The following is a 23,575-nucleotide window of genomic DNA, read 5'->3' as shown; positions in this document are numbered from 1 at the left end:
ACTGATTTTAAGATTGACTTTGGAATACGACTGCTTCAGTTGATTTCATCATCTGCAGGGCGAAGGTGCCGGAAGTTAAGGCCCCATTGGGAGGAGGGGTGTTGTTTGCGCTCATAGCGCGCTGCAACGTTTGTACGAGGCCGTTGTTCTCGCCAGGCGACAGGTTCAGCACATGACTGCCTGCCGCCCGCATACAAAGCTGCTGCAATCCATTCAGGTCCCGAATTGCTACGCTGCCCATTTGTTGCCCCAGCGCATTGCTGCCGGAGACCACATTTCTGATCACTGCTTCTCCCGCATCATTCACGCCAAAGCAAAGGCTTTCCTGTGGCTCACTGAAGGTTACGTTATCAGGGACTTCATCGAATATGCATAACAGCAGGTTGGGGGCGAGGAGGTCTGTCCGGATAATATTGAGGGTGTTGTCGTTTGCGTCTTTGGCACGTATCGTGAGGGTAGGCCACGCTTTCACCATGTCGGACCGTAGCAGGAAGCCGCTCATCACATCCGGCGGTGTTGTGTCCCGTATATGCCTGCCTGTTATCTGCTGCCGTATTCCTTTTATCTTTTGCTGTGCCGCCTGTTGGATGACGGGCAGTGCCAGGTCATGCAGCATTTTGGCTTTGCTGCTGTCGATACCGAAGCTCATGGCGCCATCAATACCGGCGCTCAGCCAGTTCTTGTCTACATAGAAAAAACGCAGCGACTCATCAGGTAGCATGCGCAGATCGGCCACCATTTTGCCGAAAGGAACCGGGTAAAGTAGCTGGAACCTGGCCATCCAGTCAGATAGCTCGTCAGAAATGCTTGCTACTATCTGTTGCAGGCGTTCCTGTACGTCGCTGCGTTGCAGGAACGTAGCCAGCGTCTGTTGCGGATCTGGCGGTACGGCTTTTGTCTTTACGACATTAGCTGGTGCCGCCTGTTTTTGCGTGGCGGTGTTACCGATGGCAGCTATCAGTTGCGGGGTGATAATGGTTTGCAGCCTTTCCTCTACGGTTTCATAAGGGTCGATATCTGCGATGGTTTGTTGTGCAAAATAGGGAGAAGTGGACCGGTGCAGCAGCTTATCGACTATCAGGTTCAGCTGTTTCCTGAACTCCTTTACTTTGCTCATAAAATCTGCATCCGCCAGTGCTATTTCTCTGCCTGTTTCCCAGGCTGCGGCCAGCGTTACGTCAAATATGCCATGCGTTTGGTCGAAAATCAGTGCTGCGTCAGCGGTGTTGTAGTGAGAAGTGGATGGTGTGGGCAGCAGTGGTGCCAGTGGTCCGCGGTACCAGGCAAAAGTGCTTTCTCCGCTGCGGGTTTGCCAGGGCAAGGGAAGGTACCCATCGCTGATGCGCTTACGTACGGCGGCATTGGCGTCTGTATTCCTGTCTGCGGGTACGGGTAGCCGGAGCCACAACAGTGACGGATCTGCATTGTTGTTTACCACTTCTGCTGCTACGAGGTTTTCTGCCAGCTTGCCGAAACTATAGCCAGTATCCGATTGGGATTGAAAGGTCCAGCTGGCGAGGCTGAGCAAGGATACGCTCTGGTAACTGCTCAGGTCAGCGTTTTTATGCAGGTAGTCCTTCATTCCCTCCAGCGATACCAGGTGTACAATGTTTTTTACCTTCTCCTGCTGGCCGTCGGGCGGCGTCAAACAGAAACGGTTACACGCTACCACAGAAAATAGTCCATGCTCATTCAGCCCTCCGATGGCGCTGTTGCCGGTATTGATCCTGCGAATATGCGAGAGGTAGAGCAGTTCGTCAAGCATCGGTACATTTGCCTGGAAGGTAGCGGTAGACATACTGATCGTTTTACAGCTGCCTTTAGGATCAATATCATCTTCCCGCGTAAGCTGGGGCTGGAGCACGCCGGTCTGCCCCCGTAAAAAATCTCCTATTGTGGTAGTGGTAGATTTATCGTCAGTGTTGTCACCGGTATTCAACTCTTTTTCTTCAAATACCATCAGTGCCAGCCAGGGCGTTCCCCTGTTGGACTCATCCACGGCTCTTTCCCATGGTAGTTCCGCATCTTTCAGTACAATATTGGGAAGTACCTCGTTGTACCTGCCTGTACTGCCTGGTACAGGGTACATATTGATGACCTGGGCCTTATCAATAAAAAACTGTGGTGCTGTTACCATGAAATCCTGGGTAACACTTACACCATCGTCGTCCAACTGGTTGGTACTATACAGCGGTTGCTTGACGGTAATATGATAGTTGCCGGCTTCCAGGGCGGGAATGTAGTTGTCATACAACTCAAGGTCGCCCACAGGGATATCATTGGCAAAATCTTTTTGATGTTTCATAATCAATTGGTTTGTTCCATCGGAATGTCAATAAACAGACTGTTGACGGTAGCGCCCATCTGTAGCATGTTGTCGTTGCTCCCGGAATAGAGCTGGTCCTGTTGCAGCTCGGCATACAGCGTATTCCGTGCAGCCGCAAGCGTTGTTCCGATCGTGCTGATATCCGTTAAGGTGCTGCCGCTTGTTTGTGGCGTATAGTCGTCGGAGTAAGTGTGGGCTTTGCTTAGCGGGTTCTGTGGATTATCTTTTTGGGAGATATAATCCATTAGCAACAGCCGCATTTCCACAATCCCAAAAGTACTGCCAGGTGTTGAAACCGGGCCGGTAACAGTATAACCGGTGAGTTGCTGGCCCAGCGTATCTGCGGAAGGAGTAACAGGCGCCTGTACAAATTGTCCGTTATCAATAATGGGAGGCCCCCACAGCGTGGCAGCGACATTAGCACGGTTGGCAGTAAAGGTCCACCCGTCAATGTCCACCTGGACAGCGCCGTTAGCGGTATCTTTTGTGATGGTTACATTGTGTTCCGCTGTGGCCGAGGCAATATTCATGGGGCGGATGTTGATGCCGGACGCACCCTCCACCCGCTGTTGGCCGTCATTGCCGTAAGTAAGGCTGGTAGCGGGAATGCAGCTCTTGGTAGTGAATTGCAACCTGCCTGCTCTCACGAACCATACTTTTGTGGTAGGCGGATTGTTGGTCGTATCGCCATTGTGGATGATCTGACCGGTGGCGTCTTTCTCCAGTATTTTTGACAGTCCTTTATTGGCGATAATGGTATAACGGTCCTGAGGCACGGGCAACAACTGTTTAAATTCCGTCCAGTCAAGTGGCTGCTGGTTTGCATCCGCAGCGCTGTCGGAGCCAAACCGGATCTGGAAGGTGACAAAAACAACATGAATCCGCACAAGGCCCCCAATAGGCGGTCCCCACATATCCAGCGAAGCACCGATACTCGCACTGAGTGTTTTGTGAATGAACCATACATGAATGGTCAGCGATACGCCGATTTCCACCCATATATTTGCTACAAACGTTAATGGATGCCAGGTGACCAGGAAGTTGGCGCCTGCATCAAACCAGGCGCTCAGGGCGCCGGACTGGTATTGTGCCTGCAAACGCCCGCCGGCCATGGCACAGGAGGGCGTAAAGGCAAAGTAAGCCCCGCCCTTGATAGACACGTCGCTGGATACCTGCCAGTTAAATCCCAGCCGGGCCACCTCCGGATAATAGCTGGGCACTTTAAATGCCGGGTGATAACCGCCTGCGGTTACTACAAACTGGCCGGCGTTGGGATTATCGCCATACCAGAGATAGAAGGCAAAACCACCGGTAATATGACAATCTTTCGTTAATACAAATGAATTGCTGGTAAGGCTTGCGGCAATTCCCAGGAAACCTTCCTGTGGCTGTAGCACCGCTGACATCTGCAGTTCAATAAATACCAGTCTTTCATTGTCTATGGCTTTTTGTGGCAGGGTAAGCCAGGACAGCCCCAGCAGCGAGAACTGCATATCCTTGCCTAATTCTGCTGTCAGCAGCAGTTCGCCATTAATAATTTCAAATGAGTTGAATACAATGCCCACTGCCGCCCAGTAGTCTCCACTGCGCGGGCTTACCCACTGTTTAGTCGTTCCATCCTTACCCGCTTTCTGTCCTTCAAGTATTTCCAGGGTGTTAAGGGCGATATCTTTCTGGCTGTCTGTTTGTGGGGCGTCGACAGTTAGTAGTGGAAAGCTCTGTACCTGGTTAAAAGTAGGCAGGGTGAGTGTCCTGTTATAGCCAAATCCGCCCATTAATCCGGAGATCATAAAGAATGGCGGTCCACCCGGAGGGAAGTCGGCATTTAAAAAAATAAAGAAAGACGCCGTACCATCGGTCATCTGTGCATAAGAACCCAATGCTGCAAGCCCGAATTGCTGTATTTTGATGATCAGTGCACCGTCAAACTGGAGAGACACGTCCTGCGCCAGTTGACTGTCTGGAATACGTATCAGTGCGCCATCTATTGTGAAAGAAGCGGAAGTGAAGTCAAAGCTGAGACCGTCCAGGCTGAACGAAGGTGTAAATGCGCTCAGCGAGGTGCCTATGCCCAGCCCGTCCAGTGCAGCATTAAAAGGCCCTACGGTCATAGACCCATTGATAATGCCGTAAATGACCTGGTCTTTAAAGGTTAACGAGATGGAGCCGATATAGAGTGGTCCAAGGTTTTTTCCGATGTTGATGGTGTAGGCTGTATTGCCGGAACTGCTGTCGGTGTCTTCAACGGAAAAGTTGAACCTGCTCATAACTGCTGTGAAGTCCGGAGAATATGCCAGGATGGGCAGGGTGATGGGAATATCAGTCCCAATCAGTGTAATATCAAAATAAAAAGAGATGCCAGCAGGAGGGTTGGAGGGCAGGTCAGACGGCAGGTCCTGAGGGGGAATGCTTTGTGGTGATTGGGAAGTGATAATCAGATATCCCTTTTTTAATATGAAATCTCCTGTCAGCTCACTGCCGACCAATGGAATATGTGTACCTACGTCAAACGTAGGATTGAGGTCAAAGCCTGCCATCGCAATAAACTGCCATTTATCTGCGACCTTTTCACCAACGAGATGGAAGACGCCGGTAATTCCATTGTAATTGAGGGTCCCGTCTATAGAAAGTTTGCCTACAGGGTTGTTGTATGTAATATTGATTTCTGACAGCAGAATTTCAGGTAAAACGGTAAGGTCGATATTTATATCAGAAAAGATGCTGACCAGGAGGTCTGTCAGTGAGATATCCTGTGCAGTGCCGGTAAACACGATGTTACTGCTGCCCAGTGTGATATCTACGTTCAGCAGGGACTCGCCAACATTGATATGCGCACTGAGATTATAGGAAGTAATATTGTTGGAATGGGTAATAACCAGTGCGAACTTCGTATGTACCTGTACATCGAAAAGATTTATGTCCAGTTCTCCGTAACAAACACAACTATACTCATCACCTGTAGGTTCTATATTCAGTGAAAAATCGTCGAAACTCAACTCCAGCAAATCACCGGGTATTGTAATACCAGGTTCCAGCTCGTTTATCAGGTCGTTAAAGGAGATAATGCCCGGATAACTGGCGGTGATGGTATCAATCTGCCACTGACCATTAGTGTTGGTGTTATCGGAGGTGCTGATGTCAATTGTGCCAATAAAGTCACTGGTAAATGTTTTTAGCGGAATTTTCGCGGCCATCGACATATGCACATAGGCAGCAGGCGTAGTGTCGGGACTGGTGAGACGGAAATTCAACTGGAAATTGCTAAGTGTAAATAGTCCGAGCGGCATTGTAACGCCCTGTTTCGTATATACCATGAACTTTACTTCCCGGACTTTAAAGTCAGGCGAAAAAGTCAGCGATAGACCGGCTTCAAAGGAAATGCTGTCAAATACGCTGATGAGGGTGGCCGGAACAAAATTTTCAAAATGCCAGGATGGCCCGTTGATCAGGGCTGTGGCAATACTGCTGTTACTCAGCTGACTTAACGATGTTACCGTTTGTGCGTAAGCCGTGTGTGGGGTGCAGCTTACAGTTATAACAAGGGAGGAGGTGCTGTCCAGCTGGAACAACAAATCGAAGTGTCCATCGGTAGCTAATAACCCCATATGTATTTTCTGAATAAAGCCGGATGGAGCAGTGGTTTCAATCTTTAGCTGCAGACCTCCCAGTTTAAGGCTCTTCAGAGAAATGGTGTCAGCAAGGGGCACCCACAAGGTCATGACCGGATAGGCGTAATTGCCGGTAAGATCAACAGCGCCGTACAATCTGAGGTTATCAGAAATAGAGGCGCCAAGTATGTCCGGCAATTTAGGTATCTGGCTGACGTTTGTCAGGCAAGAGAAGTTAAGTCCTAAAGCAAGAGGTATCTGCCCGCTTGCTGATACCTGATAAGCAGATTGGGGTGTAGTGCTGTAAATAAAACAGCTGTCTGATAATGTGGTTAGTAAGGAGAAAGGTTTGATAGTAAGACGTGGAAAAGAGTCTGTCCAGGTCCAGGATGCAGGCAAAACCAGTTGGAGGATAATATCTACTGTGTCATTTGTTACGGTAAAGACGAGCTCCTTCACCGGCATCGCTGTTTGGTTCAGCAGGTCAGCCTGTCCAGCCGTAATGGTTACGGTGTTGCCGTCTGCATCAGGTATATCGCTGGCATTGAGTTGTTTGATGGTTACATACCGGGATGATGGGAGGCCCACCATGCCCTGCATGGTTGATACCTGCTTGTCGCTCAGGTAGTCGGTATTCAGCACTACCTGCTGGCTGGCAGCGGTGTCTGACCTGAGTTTGGCGATGAGCTGGGTGATGTCCATTGTCAGTTGTTTTTAGAGAGGGATGAGCAACGATCTTCTAGCTAACCGGCATTGATAGAGGTGTCCAGCAGACCGATACTGTATTCGATTTCTTCGTTTTCCAGGCCCATTAAGTCTTTATACTTCAATGTTGAGAAATTGAACAACGGGTTTAATAACTTTGGCGGTATATTATTAATAGCACTGTTTCCGTCGTTGGGGGCCAGGTTTGCTCCATTTTCATCCACCATCCATTTCAATAACAGTTGTTCTCCGGCTTTGAGGTAAGTGATGTTGGCGGGTTCTTTAAAGCCCTTCTTGTAATATTGGGTTTTCCTTTGATAGTCGTCAAATAATTTCCAGAGATCAGTATCCTTGTTATTATTGAAGGTGTCCTTAATGGTTATTTGTGTACTTTCTTTCAGTCTTTGACGAATTTGTTCCTTTCTGGTGGTAAGCGCTTTTTTAACCTGTTCTCGATCATCAGTCGAGGAGTTAATCTTATCGCTGCCTTTACAGATGTCACATTGTGTAAGTGCCTGGCATCTGTTCATTCCAAGGAAATAGGAAATGCTAAGATCTTCGCCGGAATTGACGAAATATGGGCTGTAATTAAAGTTGGTTTGCTGGACATTGTTCTCTTTTTTTAGTTGATCAACATTCCAGAACACCGCTTGTTGAAGAAAGTTATATGGTGTTGGATTTCCTCTTAAGGACACCCTTCTGTCGTTAAACTTGTTGTAAATTTTGACAACGTCGGTTTGTGCCATGTACATGTTTGTGCCATGCGCCCCCAGCGCCCATAAAGGCTCTGAATTACCTATTACCCTAACGTTTGTCATTTTAGCTTCGAATTTGTATAATTCGTCAACGTTTGTAATATAGAGTACATTATCATCCAGGAACCAGGCTTTGGGCACATTAATATGATTGAAGAATTTTGCAACTGCATAACGACAGGCGCCGAAACCAAGCATAAAGTCGGGGTTGCTTCCCACTTCATATCCGATAACGGTAATGCCCGTACCAGCGAGGTCCTCAACATATATTTTGTACTCTGCCGCCTGAACGAAGATATAGATCCCTCGGTTGTTGGCATCTTGTTGAGAAAGCCGGTAGGGGAAATAGAGAGGGATTTTATCGCCGTTCACAAAGGGACTGACATCCCCAATGTTCTTGAAGCGCTGTTTGCCGAGAGCTGTCAGAATGCTGTTGCCTGCGTTATACATGGATTTGATCCATTCGCTTCGCCCGGTTGAAATAATGGCTAGTGGAGGTTGCCTGCCTTTTTCTGTTTCGGCCATGCTCGAAATGTTATCAGCGTAGAAATTAAGTATATACAGGTTTATCGATGTTTTTGCAATGGCTACCATCCTTTGCTGCGCAATTTGTTCGATGGTGTTTGCTCCGTCATTGCCCTGGATGATGACTGAACTTTTAACTAAGGGTGAGTATTTTTGAAAAATAGCCCCTTCGGGGTCGTAAAAGGTGTTGAGTCTTGCCGAAATTGCCATGGTGAATATTTTGAGGGTACATGAATTTTCCATGCTGCCGGAAGCAGTTACATAGGAACGATAAGCTGATAGTGGGGGAGGCCGGCCACTATGGTCATTTGAGGATCATTACTGATAAAGCCGGAAGACACTGGGAGCGCTTCGGGATTTCAGGAAATTGATTATATTATCTGGGAATATGGGTGTCCTTTAAAAGTTTTGATAGGATTTATACGGTTTTGATTGGATATGAAAGTAATCTGATCTGTTTGGTCCGGAATGAAAAATTTAAATCTGATTGCTGCATGATTTAATAAGCGTCTGCTAGCGGGAAACATCCATACATGTAATTGAAACAAACAAATCGGGTATTAGAGATGCGTAAATGTTAACTGAAAAAATGTATTTAAATAATATGCATACCTAACTTATGAACAAACCTAATGAAAGTATTTCGGATTTGCAAAAAAAAACTTTAAAAAAATATACCCCCGGTTTTACCTTCACAAAAAACAGATATCTTATAACTATGTATTATCCGGTGAAATCAAACAATACAAGATGCTTGCTGCTCATCTGTTTGGCGGCGCTTTATGCCGCATGTAACCCAACCGGCATAAAAAAATATGCTGACTGGCGCAACACCGGTGGCAGCAAAGGAAACCTCCGCTATTCCTCCCTCGGCCAGATTGATACGGCCAACGTAGGCCGGTTGCAGGTAGCGTGGGTCTACTATTCGGAAAAACAGGATAGTACCAGGTATGGCGCCATGCAATGTAATCCGGTAATAGTGGATGGTGTGTTATATGGCGTGTCGCCGAAATTAAAACTGTTTGCTGTGGATGCCGCCACCGGAAAGGAAAAATGGTCCTTTGACCCTGCCGATACGGTCGCCAATAAGACCTGGCATCGCAACAGTGTTAATATGAACCGCGGAGTAGCTTACTGGGCCGATGGGGATGACAAACGGATTATTTATACCGTTGGCGCGGTGGCCCTTTGCGTGAATGCAGTAACAGGTAAACTGGTGACCTCATTCGGACAACAGGGTGGTATTGATCTGCGGGACGGGCTGGACAGGGACTCTGCGAAGGTTTTTATTGCCCCTACTTCCCCGGTGATGATTTACAGAGATCTTTTTTTTCTGAGTGGTCTTGTCAGCGAAGAAACACCCGGGCATATCAGGGCGTTTGACGTGCGGACAGGAAAACAACAATGGATATTTCATACGATACCTTACCCCGGAGAACCGGGACATGAAACCTGGGAAGATACGACAGCTTATAAATATATGGGCTCCACCAATAGCTGGGCAGGTTTCAGCCTGGATGAAGAAAGAGGCATATTGTTCGCGCCGACCGGCAACCCTACCAATGATTTTTATGGCGGACAAAGGAGAGGCGCAGGTTTGTATGGCAACTGCATATTGGCGCTGGATGCGGCCACGGGCAAATTGTTGTGGCATTTTCAGACGGTACATCACGACGTATGGGATATGGACATCTCTTCTCCGCCGGTTTTGGTGACTATCAAAAAAGATGGTAAAAAGATAGACGCTATCGCCCAGTCCACCAAGACAGGATTAATATTCGTGCTGGACCGCGAAACAGGCAAGCCGGTATACCCGATAGAAGAGAGGGCGGTAGATACCACGACTACGCTGACGGGAGAGAAGCTATGGCCCACGCAGCCATTTCCGGTATTGCCCAAACCTTTTGCCCGGCACACGTTAACAGAGGCGGACCTGAACAGGTTGGTGGACGACGCTTCTTATCAGGATATATTAAAGCGCTTCAGAAGTTACCGGGCGGGAACAATTTTTACGCCGCCATCAAAGGAGGGCACATTGGTGTTCCCGGGATATGACGGCGGGGGAGAATGGGGAGGCCCGTCCCTGGACCCGGAAACAAATGTATTGTATGTTAACGCTAACGAAATGGCGTGGGTATTGAATATCGTCGACAACGGTCCGCCAAAGGAAAAAAAGCGGACCAAACTGGAAGCCGGTGCGGTCCTGTACCATCAGTATTGTATGCAATGCCACGGACCGGAACGACTGGGAGGTGGCGATTACCCGTCCATTGTCGGAGTGGAAAAAAAATACACTTATTCCCGGTTGCTTGCTTTGTTGTCAACCGGAAGAAGGATGATGCCGGGATTTAATCATCTCGATTCTCTGGAGAAAGACGCGATCGCTTCTTTCATTCTTGATTTAAAACAGCTGCAGCTTCAGGAATACAAAGGGCAAAGCAAAAAAGAGGACGCTCCGCCCCAGGCGCTTTATGGGTTCACCGGATATAATAAATTTCTGACGAAGGAAGGGTATCCGGCTATCAGTCCGCCCTGGGGCACATTAAATGCTATCAATCTGAACACAGGGCAATATTTATGGAAGATACCATTCGGAGAATTTGAAGAACTCACGAAGAAAGGTATCCCCGAAACGGGCAGGGAGAACTATGGCGGGCCTGTCGCCACCGCCGGTGGTATTTTGTTTATCGCGGCGTCGGCGGACGGTTATATGCGGGCATACAACAAACGCACAGGCGCCTTGCTTTGGAAAGTAATGCTTCCTGCTCCGGGTATCGCTACGCCGGCCGTTTATGGAGTGAATGGACGGCAGTATGTAGTCATTGCCTGTGGTGGTGGCAAATGGGGCGGGAAGTCTTCTGATGCGTACGTTGCTTTTGCGCTGCCGCCCAGTTGACGCAGTGAAAATTTATCTTGTAAATGTTGAGTACGGAATATGGTGCGGTCAGACAGACAGTGTGTTTGTGAGGTAAGTTAGCACTCCGAATATTGTGTTGTGAAGTAGTATTGCAGTTAAAAATACTGTTTTTATTTTTATTTTTATGATGCGCAATTGGCCTGTGGTGGCTTGTTTGCGGCGTTGTGTGTTGTGTTGTTGGAATAAGGGTCGTGAAAATTTTATTATTTACTGTGATCTTGTTGCATTGATGGATTCTACTTTTATTTATAGATGTTCAATAGCCCGGTAGTGGCCCGTTCTGGACTGTTGCGTTGCTGGTGTTTTTGCTGTTAATAAATTATCTTAACATAAACCGCTTAAATTGTATCACTGAGAGAAGATGTAAGAGCCATGCTACAATTTGATGTCATTGGCAGAATACTATCCTGTAAAACATTGACCCGTGATCATTGTGAGTTTGTACCATGAAAATCCTGCGATCCGCCCGCTGTTTCGCAAGTATGTAGTTCAACAGGTATTTTTTTATTTATAGCAGCAGCAGACTGCTATATATACTTCATCCACTCCTTAGTGTTTGGCTGCGAAGCTTTGCAGCATATTGTTTCTTGCGTGCTGTGGCATTTATACCTTGCCATATCGTGTAAGTATACACGTAATTTTTTTGCTCACTTATAATATTTGGGGTAATGCCATATTACCCTCATGGTAGCCTATTGCAAACACATTTCATTAACGATTTTATTCTATGGAGAAGACAAACATCCCTCAAACACTGTCTGCGATTCTAATAGGACTGAAAGATGTTGAGAATAGAGGAATAACATTTATTGGGTCAGGCAATCAGGAAGAATTTATTCCCTATAACCAACTTTACGAAAGCGCTTTGTCCTGGCTGCATTATTTGCAGAAAGAAGGCGCACGGCCCGGTGACGAATTGATATTACAGGTAGAAGACAATAAAACTTTTTTACAGATTTTCTGGGGCTGCATTTTAGGTGGAGTCATACCGGTGCCTGTTTCAGTTTTTTATCATGTTGGAAATGCCAGGAAGTTATATAAGATCAGGGCATTTTTAAAGCGTCCTTTTCTGATGACCAGCCGTGCGCACTATGAAAAATTATGCCTATATAAAGATGAAAGTGAACATCCGGAAGGGCATCGTTTTGAAAGGGTGTTGTTCATGGAGGACCGTGCAGGAACACCGCAGGAGGCAATCATACACCCTGCCACTCCCGACAGTATCGCCTTTTTACAGTTTTCATCAGGCTCCACAGGCAACCCCAAGGGAGTGGTGTTGACTCATGCCAACCTGGTCAGTAATATTCAGGCGGCCTTGTCTGCACATGCCTGTACGGAAGCTGACCGCCATTTAAGCTGGATGCCGCTTACACATGATATGGGGTTGATCGGGTTTCACTTGTACCCGATTGCGGCCGGGGTGAATCATTACCTGATGCCTACAGACCTCTTCATTAAAAATCCGCTATTATGGATGCAGAAAATATCCGAGCATAGGGCCACTATCATCGGCTCTCCCAACTTCGGGTATAAGCACTATCTGGATTATTTTACAGAGGAAAAGGCAAAAACGCTGGACTTGTCCTGTGTCAGGATTATCCTCAATGGGGCGGAGCCGGTTTCGGCTACTTTAACGAGGAGTTTTATGGACCGGTTAGGCCCGGTGAAACTGAGTCCCAATGCCATGTGCCCGGGGTATGGATTGGCTGAAGCAACACTTGAGGTTACTTTTCCAGGCGCTCATGCGCCATTTGAAAGCATCCATGTTCCACGGGAGACATTAACAATAGGGCGATCGGTCATGGGAAAAGATGTGTCAAAGGGTGAATGGATAAAAGAAAGCATCGAACTGGTAAATCTTGGCAAACCCATTGGTGACGTGGCTATCAGGATCACGGATGAAAACGGGATTGTGTTGGAGGATGGTCATGTAGGAGTTATCCGGATCAAAGGTGAATTCGTTACAAGCCGGTATTATAATAATGAGGCAGCTACCAGGGATACGATTCAGGATGGATGGCTGAATACGGGCGATGCAGGGTTTATATGGGAAGGTTGTCTGTTTGTGACCGGAAGGGTGAAAGATATCATTTTTGTAAACGGGACCAATGTATACCCGCATGATATAGAGTATCCGCTGGAACAGCTGGACGGCCTTGGTGCTAGGAAGGTGGCCGTCTGCGGAGCGGCAGATAAGGAGACAGGGACGGAAGCCATTATGGTTTTTGTCGTCCATAAATCTTCAGTAGAAAAGTTTCTGCCCATCGCGGCTGCCATAAAGAGATTCGTTGCAGAAAGATTAGGCCTGGAGGTGAAACAGGTAATACCCGTGAGACAGCTCCCTAAAACGACCAGTGGTAAGATTCAAAGATATTTGTTAGCAGAGGAGTATACTAAAGGAAGCTATGATGCAGTCATCCGGGAGATAGCGGAAAAAAGTAAAATTGCTGCCGGCGAAGAAAAGCCGGTATTAACCAATGACCGGGCAAATCCGTTTTCCGTTGACACTATCAGGCAGTGGCTGCAAAACTGGTTGCAGCAGCGGTTTAACCTGACAGCAGCGGAACTGGCTGTAGAAAACACCTTTGCCGCCTATGGAATGACTTCGATGCATGCAGTGAGGTTGGCAGGTGATCTGGAAACATGGATGGGAGCTGCCATCGATAAAACAGTCATTTATAATTTTCCTACCATATCAACTTTGGCCGGGCATCTTTCTAAAGTCAGTGTGGCAGATAAAAAAGACTGGTCGTCTGACAGCCATAGAGAGGGTGACAGGCGAATCGCCGTAGTGGGCATAGGCTGCCGGTTTCCCGGAGGGATCAGTACGCCGCAGGCATACTGGGATTTTCTGAAGAAACAGCGTAGTGCTATTACCGTTATCCCCAAAGAGCGTTGGGACGCAGATGCATATTTTGATGCGGACGAAGACGCATTGGGTAAAATGTACACCCGGCAGGGAGGCTTCATTGAGCAGGCCGATGAATTTGATCCGCTGTTTTTCGGCATTTCACCGCGGGAAGCTGCCGGTATGGACCCGCAGCAGCGGCTGTTGCTGGAAACATGCTGGGAAGCGCTGGAGCATGCAGGGATTTGTCCGTCCGGATTAAGAGGCAGTGACAGCGGTGTTTTTATAGGTCTGGGAACAGATGATTATCAAAGGCTCGTTGCTGCTAATAATGGCACAGCCCAGGTAGAAGACGCATTTGGTGGCCTGGGCGTGGAAAGAAGCATTGCCGCTGGCAGGATTGCCTATGTGCTGGACTTTCACGGTCCTGTGATGCAGTTGGACACCGCCTGTTCGTCTTCACTGCTGAGCGTACACCAGGCATGCTTAAGCCTGTTGCAGGGTGAGTGTTCGCTGGCCCTTGCCGGCGGCGTGAACCTGATGCTGACGCCCGATACGACTATTAAACTATGCAGGTTAAAAGCATTGTCGCCTGCCGGACTGTGTAAATCCTTTGATGACAGCGCGGACGGCTATGTGAGGGGAGAAGGCGCAGGCGTAGTGGTATTAAAACGATTAAGTGATGCATTGGCCAACGGAGACAATATCCTGGCGGTGATTGACGGGTCCGCGGTGAACCATGACGGATTGAGCAACGGACTTACTGCGCCGAACGGGCTGGCGCAGCAGCAGCTGATTGAAAAAGCATTGCGGCAGGCGGGTGTAGACAGTGATATGGTGCAGTATGTGGAAACGCATGGCACAGGTACCCGCCTGGGAGATCCTGTGGAAGTACAGGCGCTAAACGCTGTGTATGGACATCGCCGTTCAGCTGACCGTCCGCTGTTGATCGGTACTGTCAAAACCAATATTGGGCATCTGGAAGCGGCGGCAGGTATCGCCGGCTTTATCAAAACGGTACTCTGCCTGCAACACCGGGAAATTCCCGCCAACCTTAATTTTCATACGCCCAACAGGTTCATTCCCTGGAAAGATATGGCGGTGAAGGTAGTTGACCGGTTAACGCCCTGGCCGGCCGATACCGGGAAAAGGCGGGCAGCTGTCAGCTCGTTCGGCTTAAGTGGCACCAACGTGCACGTTATCCTGGAAGAAGCGCCTGTAACAGCAACAACCGCAGCACAACATGCTGAAACATTGCTGCCTTCCTACCCGCTGTTGTTGTCCGCCAAAACACCGGAAGCACTGCGGGCGCTCGCAGAACAGTACCTTCATTATGATTGCTCCGCGGTTTCCTTAGCAGACGTGGCTTACAGCACCGCTGTAACGCGCGATCATTTTCAATATCGTTTGGCCTTTCCTGTTAGTACGACGCAGGATATCTGCCAATACCTGCAAGCGTATACCGGCGACACCTTCGCTGAGGACCTGCGGCAGGGTATGGTGCCGGCGCAGAAGGGGCAGCTGGTATGGCTTTTCACCGGCGGTGGATCGCAGTACTGGAATATGGGAAAAGAATTGTATGCGTCCAATATGGTATTTAGAAGTGTAATAGACCACTGTGACGCCTATCTGAAAACACGCTGGGATTTTTCTCTCACAACACTGCTCTATGAAATGAAGATGGAAGCGGCCAATGAGCTGCTGTTGCAAATGACCTATTTCCAGCCGGCAATATTTGCCATCTCCTGTGCATTGGCAGAGGTATGGAAGTCCTGGGGCGTTGTTCCTGCTATTGTTGCGGGACATAGCGTGGGAGAATACGCTGCGGCCTACGTGGCCGGAGTATTCAGCTTGGATGACGGATTGACGCTGGTGACGGAAAGAGCGCGGCTGATGCAGGCTGTTGAAGAGCCGGGGGCGATGGCGACGGTGTTTGCACCAGCCGCGCTGGTAGCGGAAATGATACGGCCATATGAAGGGCTGTCTGTTGCCGCGATCAATGGCCCGGAGCTGACGGTTATCTCCGGAAGAACGGCAGAGGTAAGGGAAGTGCTAAGATCGCTGGAGCAGGCCGGTATTAACGGCCGTGAGCTGCTGATCGCACAGGCATCGCATTCTCCCCTGATGAAGCCGGCGCGCGCTGCATTTCAAAGTACAGCGGACAGTATCCGGTACCATAAACCGGCATTACAGCTGGTGTCCAATATCACCGGCGAAGTGACGACTGATGAAGTGACCAGGGCATCCTATTGGTGCGACCATATTTTGTTGCCGGTCAATTTCCACAAGAGCATGAAAACCATCAAAGAGTTGGGTGGAGAAGTGATGATGGAGCTGGGGCCTCATCCCAATCTTTTATCAATGGTGCAATTGACAGCAGCTTATGATGAAGACTGCCTGTTGCCCGCCATGCAACGCGGACAATCTTCCTGGAGTAGCATGCTGAAGAGTTTAATGGCGCTGTACGTAAAAGGCTTTCCGGTAAAATGGGACCAGTTCTACGGTCACGGTCTGCACCGGAAAGTACCCTTGCCCGTTTATGCCTTCCAGCGGCAGCGCTATTGGATAGAACAACATGAAACCACACAACATTTACCTTCTCAAAATGCCATAAAGCATCCGGTTATGACCAACAATACAGCACATAATAACACAGCAGATATACGCGGGTATCTTGCCGAAGTATTTGGCCAGCTATTGAAGATATCTCCTGATAAAATTAATATTCATACCCGTTTTCTGGAGCTGGGAGCCGATTCCCTGACATTGGCCACCGCCGTACGGAGGATAGAAAAGAAATACGGGCTCAATTTCTCGATCCGGCAGCTGTTTGAAGAGGTGAACACCCTCGATCTGATGGCTCAATACGTCGTGAAACATGGCGCTTATACGGCACCGGTTGTGGAAGCGCCGGCAATACCTCAGGTGGAGGAAATTATTGTTCCTCCTGCCGCCCCTCCGGTGGCGGAAAATGGCGTTAAAGAAGCCGCTGCTGTCAGCCCCGATTATTACTCGCTGGTACAGCATCAGTTGACGGTCATGGAGCGGCAGTTGCAGGTGTTTACTCATCTGCCTCCTGCAACAGCGCACACAAATGGAGCGCCTCCCGCAAAGCAACATACGAATGGCCTGCCATCCGCAACACAGCATACCAACGGGGCGTCACCTGTAAAGCAGCATACTAACGGGGTGCCGCCGGCAAAGCCCTATACAAATGGACTGCCGCACACAAATGGTGACCATAAAGCTACACCTCATGCAGATGATGTGGCGATACTGGACGCCATTGTAAAATCCGCCCCTGCTGAAAAAAGCAAAACCCCCAAACAACGGGCGTCTATTTTTCCGAAGATAGAAACCACGCCGGGGCAGACAGGATTTTCCGCAGCGCAGCAAGCTTACCTGGATGATTTTATCAGCCGCTACATACAAAAAACAAAAACGTCCAAAGCGCTTACCCAACAGTATCGCCCTGTATTGGCCGATAACCGTGCATCTGCGGGGTTCCGGTTTTCGACTAAGGAAATTTTGTATCCCATACAGGCAGCTTCTTCTGACGGAGCAAGACTAACGGATGTTGATGGCAACAGCTATGTGGACCTCGCCATGGGGTTTGGCGTAGATCTGCTGGGCCACAGCCCCAAAGTCATAAAAACAGCCTTACAGCAGCAACTGGAACGCGGCTATCAGCTGGGGCCTCAGACGCCACTGGCCGGCCAGGTGGCCACACTGGTGACATCGCTTACCGGCATGGAACGGGTGAGCTTTCATAACTCCGGTACGGAAGCGGTCATGACAGCGATAAGGCTGGCACGTACCGTTACAGGAAGAAATAAGATCGCCGTATTTACAGGGTCTTATCACGGGCATTTCGACGGTACCCTCGCCGTGCCGGAAGATGCAGCGGCAGCACATACCGGTGTGCCCATCGCACCAGGCATCCTGCAGAATATGATAGCGGATGTGCTGGTGTTCGACTATACGAATCCTGGCGTGGTAAAACAAATACAGGCGCATGCACATGAACTTGCTGCGGTGCTGGTAGAACCGGTACAGAGCCGTCGTCCCGGCTATCAGCCGAAGGCGCTGCTGCAGGAACTGCGTGACATGACACGGGCCGAAGATATTGTACTGATCTTTGATGAGATGATAACCGGCTTCCGTATTCATCCGGGCGGAGCACAGGCACATTTCGGGATAAGGGCAGATCTGGCCACTTATGGTAAGATCGCAGGCGGTGGCCTGCCAATAGGCGTCATCGCGGGAAGCGCGAGGCATATGAGCGCGCTGGATGGTGGCATGTGGGAGTATGGAGATGCTTCCTATCCACAGGCCGACACCACGTTTTTTGCGGGCACGTTTTGCAAACATCCGTTAAGTATGACGGCCTCGCTGGCGCTGCTGCAGGAACTGGAACGGAGAGGCCCCGCCTTGCAGGAGCAGTTGAATGCCCGTACCACCCGGCTGGTAAATGATATCCGTTCTTTCTTTGAAGAAAACAATGTGCCCATCCAGGTAAACAATTTCGGCTCCCTGTTCTACTTCACCATCACCAGTAATATGGACCTTTTCTTCTATCACCTGGTAGAGAAAGGAGTGTATGTCTGGGAAGGAAGGACCTGTTTCCTGTCAGATGCCCATACCGACGAAGACGTTGATTTCATTGCAAAAGCAATCAAAGAAAGCATCCGGGATTTACAACATGCCGGTTTTTTACCAACGCCTGCCGTCGATAAATTGAAGCCTGCCTCTTCCCGTATACCCCTGTCCTTTAGCCAGGAAGGGCTGTGGTTCATAGACCAGCTGGAAGGCAGCGTCCAGTATCATGTGCCCATCGTTTTAAAACTCGCGGGGAAACCGGATGTTCATGCCCTGGCGTATGCACTGAAGGAGGAAGTACGCCGGCATGAAGTATTGCGGTTGGTAGTCCGGCAATCGGAAGATAAAGAGGGAGGGGTGTACCAGCAACTGCTGGACGCGGAACCGTGGGAAATGACAACCACCGTGTACAACGGGGAACCGCAGGCTTTACAGGAATATATAACCGGTTTGGTGAACGCTCCGTTTGATCTTTCCCGTGATTACATGTTAAGGGCCCGGCTAGTCCGGTTGTCTTCCGGGGAACACGTCCTGGTCCTGGTATTCCATCACATCGCGTTTGATGGATTATCGTCCCATATCTTTTTACAGGAGTTCTCTGAACTGTATTCGGCTTACACAGAAAAACGTACGCCCAAACTGGCGCCGCTGCAAATGCAATATGCAGACTATGCCATATGGCAGCGGACCCATCTTTCAGGGGACTTACTGGACAAACAGCTGACTTACTGGAAGGACAAGCTGAGTGGCGTGTCGCCACTGAACCTGCCTGTTGATTATCCACGCTCGTCTGTCAGAAGCACACGAGGGGCAGTGATACCTTTCCGTATTGATAAAACACTGACAGGACAGTTACAGCAACTAAGCCGGCAACAGGGTACTACCTTGTATATGACCATGCTGACAGCTTTTAAGGTGCTACTGTCCCGCTACAGCGGCCAGGAAGATATCTGTGTGGGAGGCCCGTTGGCCGACAGGCCTATGCAGGAGCTGGAGGGACTGATCGGGTTCTTTATCAATGCACTGCCCCTGCGCAGTAATTTGAGCAATAATCCTTCGTTCACATCGCTGTTGCAGCAGGTGAAGCTGACCATACTGGATGCCTATGATCACCAGGAAGCTCCGTTTGAGAAAGTGGTACAAGCCGTGGCGGGTGACAGGGATGCGAGCAGGAACCCGCTGTTCCAGGTGTTGTTTGGATTGGAAAGCGTACCCGAAGTGCTCGATGTGCGTTTGAACGGGGTGGAGTTGTCACAGATGCCCCTTGAAGACACCACTTCCCAGTTTGAAATCACAATTTCCATGTATGAGAAGGCCGGGGGACTGGCCGGTACTGTTTCCTACAGTACGGACCTGTTCCGGGAAGAGACCATTGAACGTATGATGGTGCATTATGAAGCACTGTTGTGTTCCATTGTGAAAAGTCCCGAGGTTGGAATAGGCGCTTTATCGATGCTGAGCGCTGAAGAAGAACAACAGCTGCTCATCACTTTTAATAAAACCACGGTAGTACGGCCCAAAGATAAGACGGTCATCGATTTATTTGAGGAACAGGTAAAGCGCGTGCCGGATGCTGTTGCAGTAGTGTTCAGAGAGCGGAAATTCAGTTATCGGGAACTGGACGCGGCGTCAAACCAGCTGGCGCATTACCTGGTCAGTAAAGGTGTAAAGCCTGACAGCCTGGTGCCGATTTGTATAGAACGCTCTTTTGAAATGATGGTAGGGATACTGGGCATTCTTAAAGCAGGAGGCGCCTATGTGCCCATTGAACCGGATTCCCCGCAGGACCGTATCGCTTATATACTAAACGACACAGGCGCTGCGGTGCTGGTAAGCGCTGGTACACGGGTATTAACGGTAGCGCCGTCAGTTACCATCATCAACCTGGATAAAGACCAGGACCAGATAAGCGCATACCCGGACACGCCACTGGCCCGTATTGCATCCCCGGATAACCTGGCCTATGTGATATACACGTCCGGCAGCACCGGCATGCCCAAAGGCGTATTGATTGAACATAACAATTTATTAAACTATTTATTGAATGGCCAATGCCATTATATCCGTGAAGGTGGCAATAAGGCCGGCAGTTTTATACACCTGCCTTATAGCTTCGATGCATCCGTGACAGGGATATTCATGCCTTTGCTCGGGGGTAAATTTATAGTGATCAGCAGCGGGCAGGGAGTGAGCATATTTGAAGATGACCAGCTGTGGAAATATGCCCCCTATGATTTTATAAAACTGACACCCGGGCATCTGCCATTATTGGAATCCGCCATGATGGCGTCTCCGGGCCGGCATTTGACGGACATACTGGTATTAGGCGGAGAGGCGCTACACCCCGTTAATATCCGTTATTGGATTGAGCACCGTCATGATGTGATGATGGTAAATGAATATGGCCCTACAGAAGGCACCGTTGGTTGCAGTACCTATTGGTTTAATACCCTGGGAGATATTTTAACAGGAAGCAACGGCATATCCATCGGGAAACCGCTGGACAATGTAACGTTATACATATTGGGCCCAAACCAGGAAGTGTTGCCCTTAGGCGTAGTTGGAGAGATTTGCATCGGAGGGGCAGGTGTGGCCAGAGGCTATTTAAACCGGCCGGAGCTGACAGCCGGTAAATTTATACCAGACCCTTTCAGCCCTGAAAAAGGCGACAGGCTTTACAGGACAGGGGACCTGGGAAGATGGCTGCCGGACGGCACTATCGAATACCTGGGCAGAACAGACAACCAGATCAAGGTCCGCGGCTACCGGGTAGAGTTAGGCGAAATAGAAAGTGTAATGGAAGGGTGCGCACTGGTCAGACAGGCAGTTATACTGGCCCGGAAAAGTGACGACGGTCCTGATACCGGTTTCCAGTTGATTGGTTATGTCGTTCCCGCCGGAGCGTTCGACCGTGAGGGGATTTTAGCTTATATGAAGGAAAAACTGCCGGAATATATGTTGCCATCGTTGCTGGTGGCGTTGGACGCCCTGCCGTTGACGTCAAACGGGAAAGTTGACAGGGCCGCTTTATCTGATCCTAACAGGGCGGCGCTGCTGACAAACGAGCAGGTGGCGCCGCGTAATAAGCTGGAACAGAAACTGGCAGATATCTGGTGTGAATTACTAAAGATAGAAGAGGTTGGCATATACGACAGCTTCTTTGAGCTGGGCGGCCACTCATTGCTGGCGGTACGCCTGATTTCAGCCATACGTAAAGAACTGGCGGTGGAGATATCCATCAATGAAGCGTTTGACAATCCTACCATCAGCGCTTTGTCTGCGTTGCTAGGCCAGCCGGAAGAGGAAGATACCGTACCCGTGGCAACCCGTTATGAAGAAGCGGCAGGCATTCCGTTATCGTATAGCCAGGAACGTTTGTGGTTTATTGACCACCTGGAAGGAAGTGTACAGTATCATTTGCCATGTGCGCTAAGATTGAAGGGGAAGCTTAACAGAGAAGCCCTGGCATACGCGTTACAGTCCATCGTAAACCGGCATGCATCACTTCGGACGGTCATCATGGAAGAAGACGGTCAGGCCCGTCAGCATATACAGGATAAAGACAATTGGCAGTTGACCGTAACGGATAATGAAGCTTACAGGAAAAATGATACGGCCCTGCAGGCGCATATCCAGTCGTTAATGGTGAAACCGTTTGACCTCTCGCGGGATTATATGCTGCGGGCGCAGTTAATAGTACTGAACGACGAAGAGCATATACTGGCATTGACGATGCATCATATAGCGGCAGATGGCTGGTCTGTTGGAATTATTATAAGGGAATTAGGTGAATTGTATGCATCTTATGTAACCGGGCGGACGTTGCAACTACCCGTACTGCATACCAGTTACGCCGATTATGCGATCTGGCAACGAAATTATTTATCCGGCACAGTACTGGATGAAAAACTGGCTTATTGGAAAAATAAATTGACCGGCGTGGCAACGTTGGAGTTGCCTACCGATTTTATACGCCCTGCAACCCGCAGCACGCGTGGTGCAAGCCTTCCTTTCAGCTTAAACAGGAAGTTGTCGGCGCAGCTGCTGACGTTCTCCCGGCAGGAAGGAGCCACGCTGTTTATGACTTTGCTGTCGGCCTTTAAAGTGTTGTTATATCGTTATAGTGGCCAGACTGATATCTGTGTGGGCAGCCCGACAGCAGGGAGGACCCGGCAGGAGCAGGAAGGGCTGGTGGGGATATTTATCAATATGCTGTCCCTGCGAAGTGATTTGAGCAATAACCCCTCCTTTGTATCGCTGTTGCAGCAAGTGAAACAAACCACCCTGGAAGCTTACAACCACCAGGAAATACCGTTTGAAAAAGTGGTGGAATCCGTGACAAAAGAGCGGGACCTCAGCAGAAGCCCGCTGTTCCAGGTGATCTTTGGACTGGAGAATGTGCCTGAAACGCCCGTATTTCACCTTGGGGAATTAGCATTGTCGCAGATAGAGTTGGAGGATACCACCGCCCAGTTTGATTTAAGCTTTTCTATGAATGAAGGTGCTGATGGCTTAACAGGAACGGTATCATGGTGTACGGACCTGTTCAGTGCGGAAACGATAAAACGTATGCTGGGGCATTTCGAAGTGTTGTTAAGCGCCATTGTAAAAAGCCCCAGGGCAAAAATAGGCTCCTTGCCGATGTTGGCAGGGGAAGAAGCGCAACAGTTGCTGCTTGGCTTTAATGACACTGCTGTGGCCTATCCCCAAGATAAGACGCTCACAGACCTGTTTGCTGACCAGGTGGCGCGTACGCCCGATGCAATTGCGGTACAGTTCCGGGATGCTGCACTAACGTATCGTGAACTGGATGTACGCACCAGTCAACTGGCTTATTACCTGCGCAGTAAAGGTGTCGGTACAGAAACACTGGTTCCCGTTTATACAGAACGCTCTTTTGAAATGATCATCGCCATATTGGGCATCCTGAAAGCAGGAGGGGCTTACGTGCCTGTTGATCCGGCGTATCCCTCAGAACGGATCAGTTATATGCTGAAAGACACCGGTGCAGCCATATTGTTAACACATACAGCGCCTGTATCGTTAACCGGAATACTGCCGGACAACGTGCAGGTCATTTCACTTGATGAAGCGTGGGATGACATTGTCCAACAGCCGGTAATCCTCACCGGTACAGGTTTGCAGCCACATCACCTGGCTTATGTGATCTATACTTCAGGCTCTACGGGATTACCGAAAGGGGTGATGAACGAGCATGGCGGTATTGTGAACAGGCTGTTGTGGATGCAGGACTATTTTAAGCTTGACAGCAGTGACGCCGTATTACAGAAA

At 49.3% G+C, this 23,575-nt stretch carries 5 protein-coding genes (1 of these 5 cut by a window edge); 2 read left to right on the top strand and 3 right to left on the bottom strand.

All coding sequences use genetic code 11. The features are described from left to right. Nucleotides 1-7: 7 nt before the first annotated feature. Genes ACTJJS_RS30765 through ACTJJS_RS30755 form a run of 3 tightly spaced genes read right to left on the bottom strand, consistent with a single transcriptional unit; the run spans nucleotide 8 to nucleotide 8,129 of the window. A complete protein-coding gene (locus ACTJJS_RS30765) occupies nucleotides 8-2,305 on the bottom strand; it encodes a hypothetical protein (protein WP_440667608.1) in 2,298 nt (765 codons plus the stop codon). A gap of 2 nt (nucleotides 2,306-2,307) precedes the next feature. Continuing rightward, entirely contained in the window at nucleotides 2,308-6,636 is a 4,329-nt protein-coding gene (locus ACTJJS_RS30760; RefSeq protein WP_440667607.1) for a DUF6603 domain-containing protein, read from the bottom strand. 41 nt (nucleotides 6,637-6,677) lie between these two features. Then, nucleotides 6,678-8,129: a hypothetical protein gene (locus ACTJJS_RS30755; protein WP_440667606.1), complete on the bottom strand. Its 1,452-nt coding sequence runs from the start codon at nucleotides 8,127-8,129 to the stop codon at nucleotides 6,678-6,680. 544 nt (nucleotides 8,130-8,673) lie between these two features. Between ACTJJS_RS30755 and ACTJJS_RS30750 the strand changes: the two genes are divergently transcribed. Both ACTJJS_RS30750 and ACTJJS_RS30745 read left to right on the top strand, forming a co-directional pair. Beyond that, entirely contained in the window at nucleotides 8,674-10,815 is a 2,142-nt protein-coding gene (locus ACTJJS_RS30750) for an outer membrane protein assembly factor BamB family protein (protein WP_440667604.1), read from the top strand. 748 nt (nucleotides 10,816-11,563) lie between these two features. Then, nucleotides 11,564-23,575 carry the 5' portion of a non-ribosomal peptide synthase/polyketide synthase gene (locus tag ACTJJS_RS30745; protein WP_440667603.1) on the top strand. Its footprint extends 23,505 nt past the window's final position, so the window shows 12,012 of its 35,517 coding nt (coding positions 1-12,012); it begins with the start codon at nucleotides 11,564-11,566; the stop codon falls past the right edge of the window.

Source organism: Chitinophaga sp. 22308 (genome assembly GCF_052045305.1).
Classification (GTDB): Bacteria; Bacteroidota; Bacteroidia; order Chitinophagales; family Chitinophagaceae; genus Chitinophaga; species Chitinophaga varians_A.
Note: the sequence above shows the minus strand (reverse complement) of the source record. Positions and strands in the feature narration are given on the sequence as shown.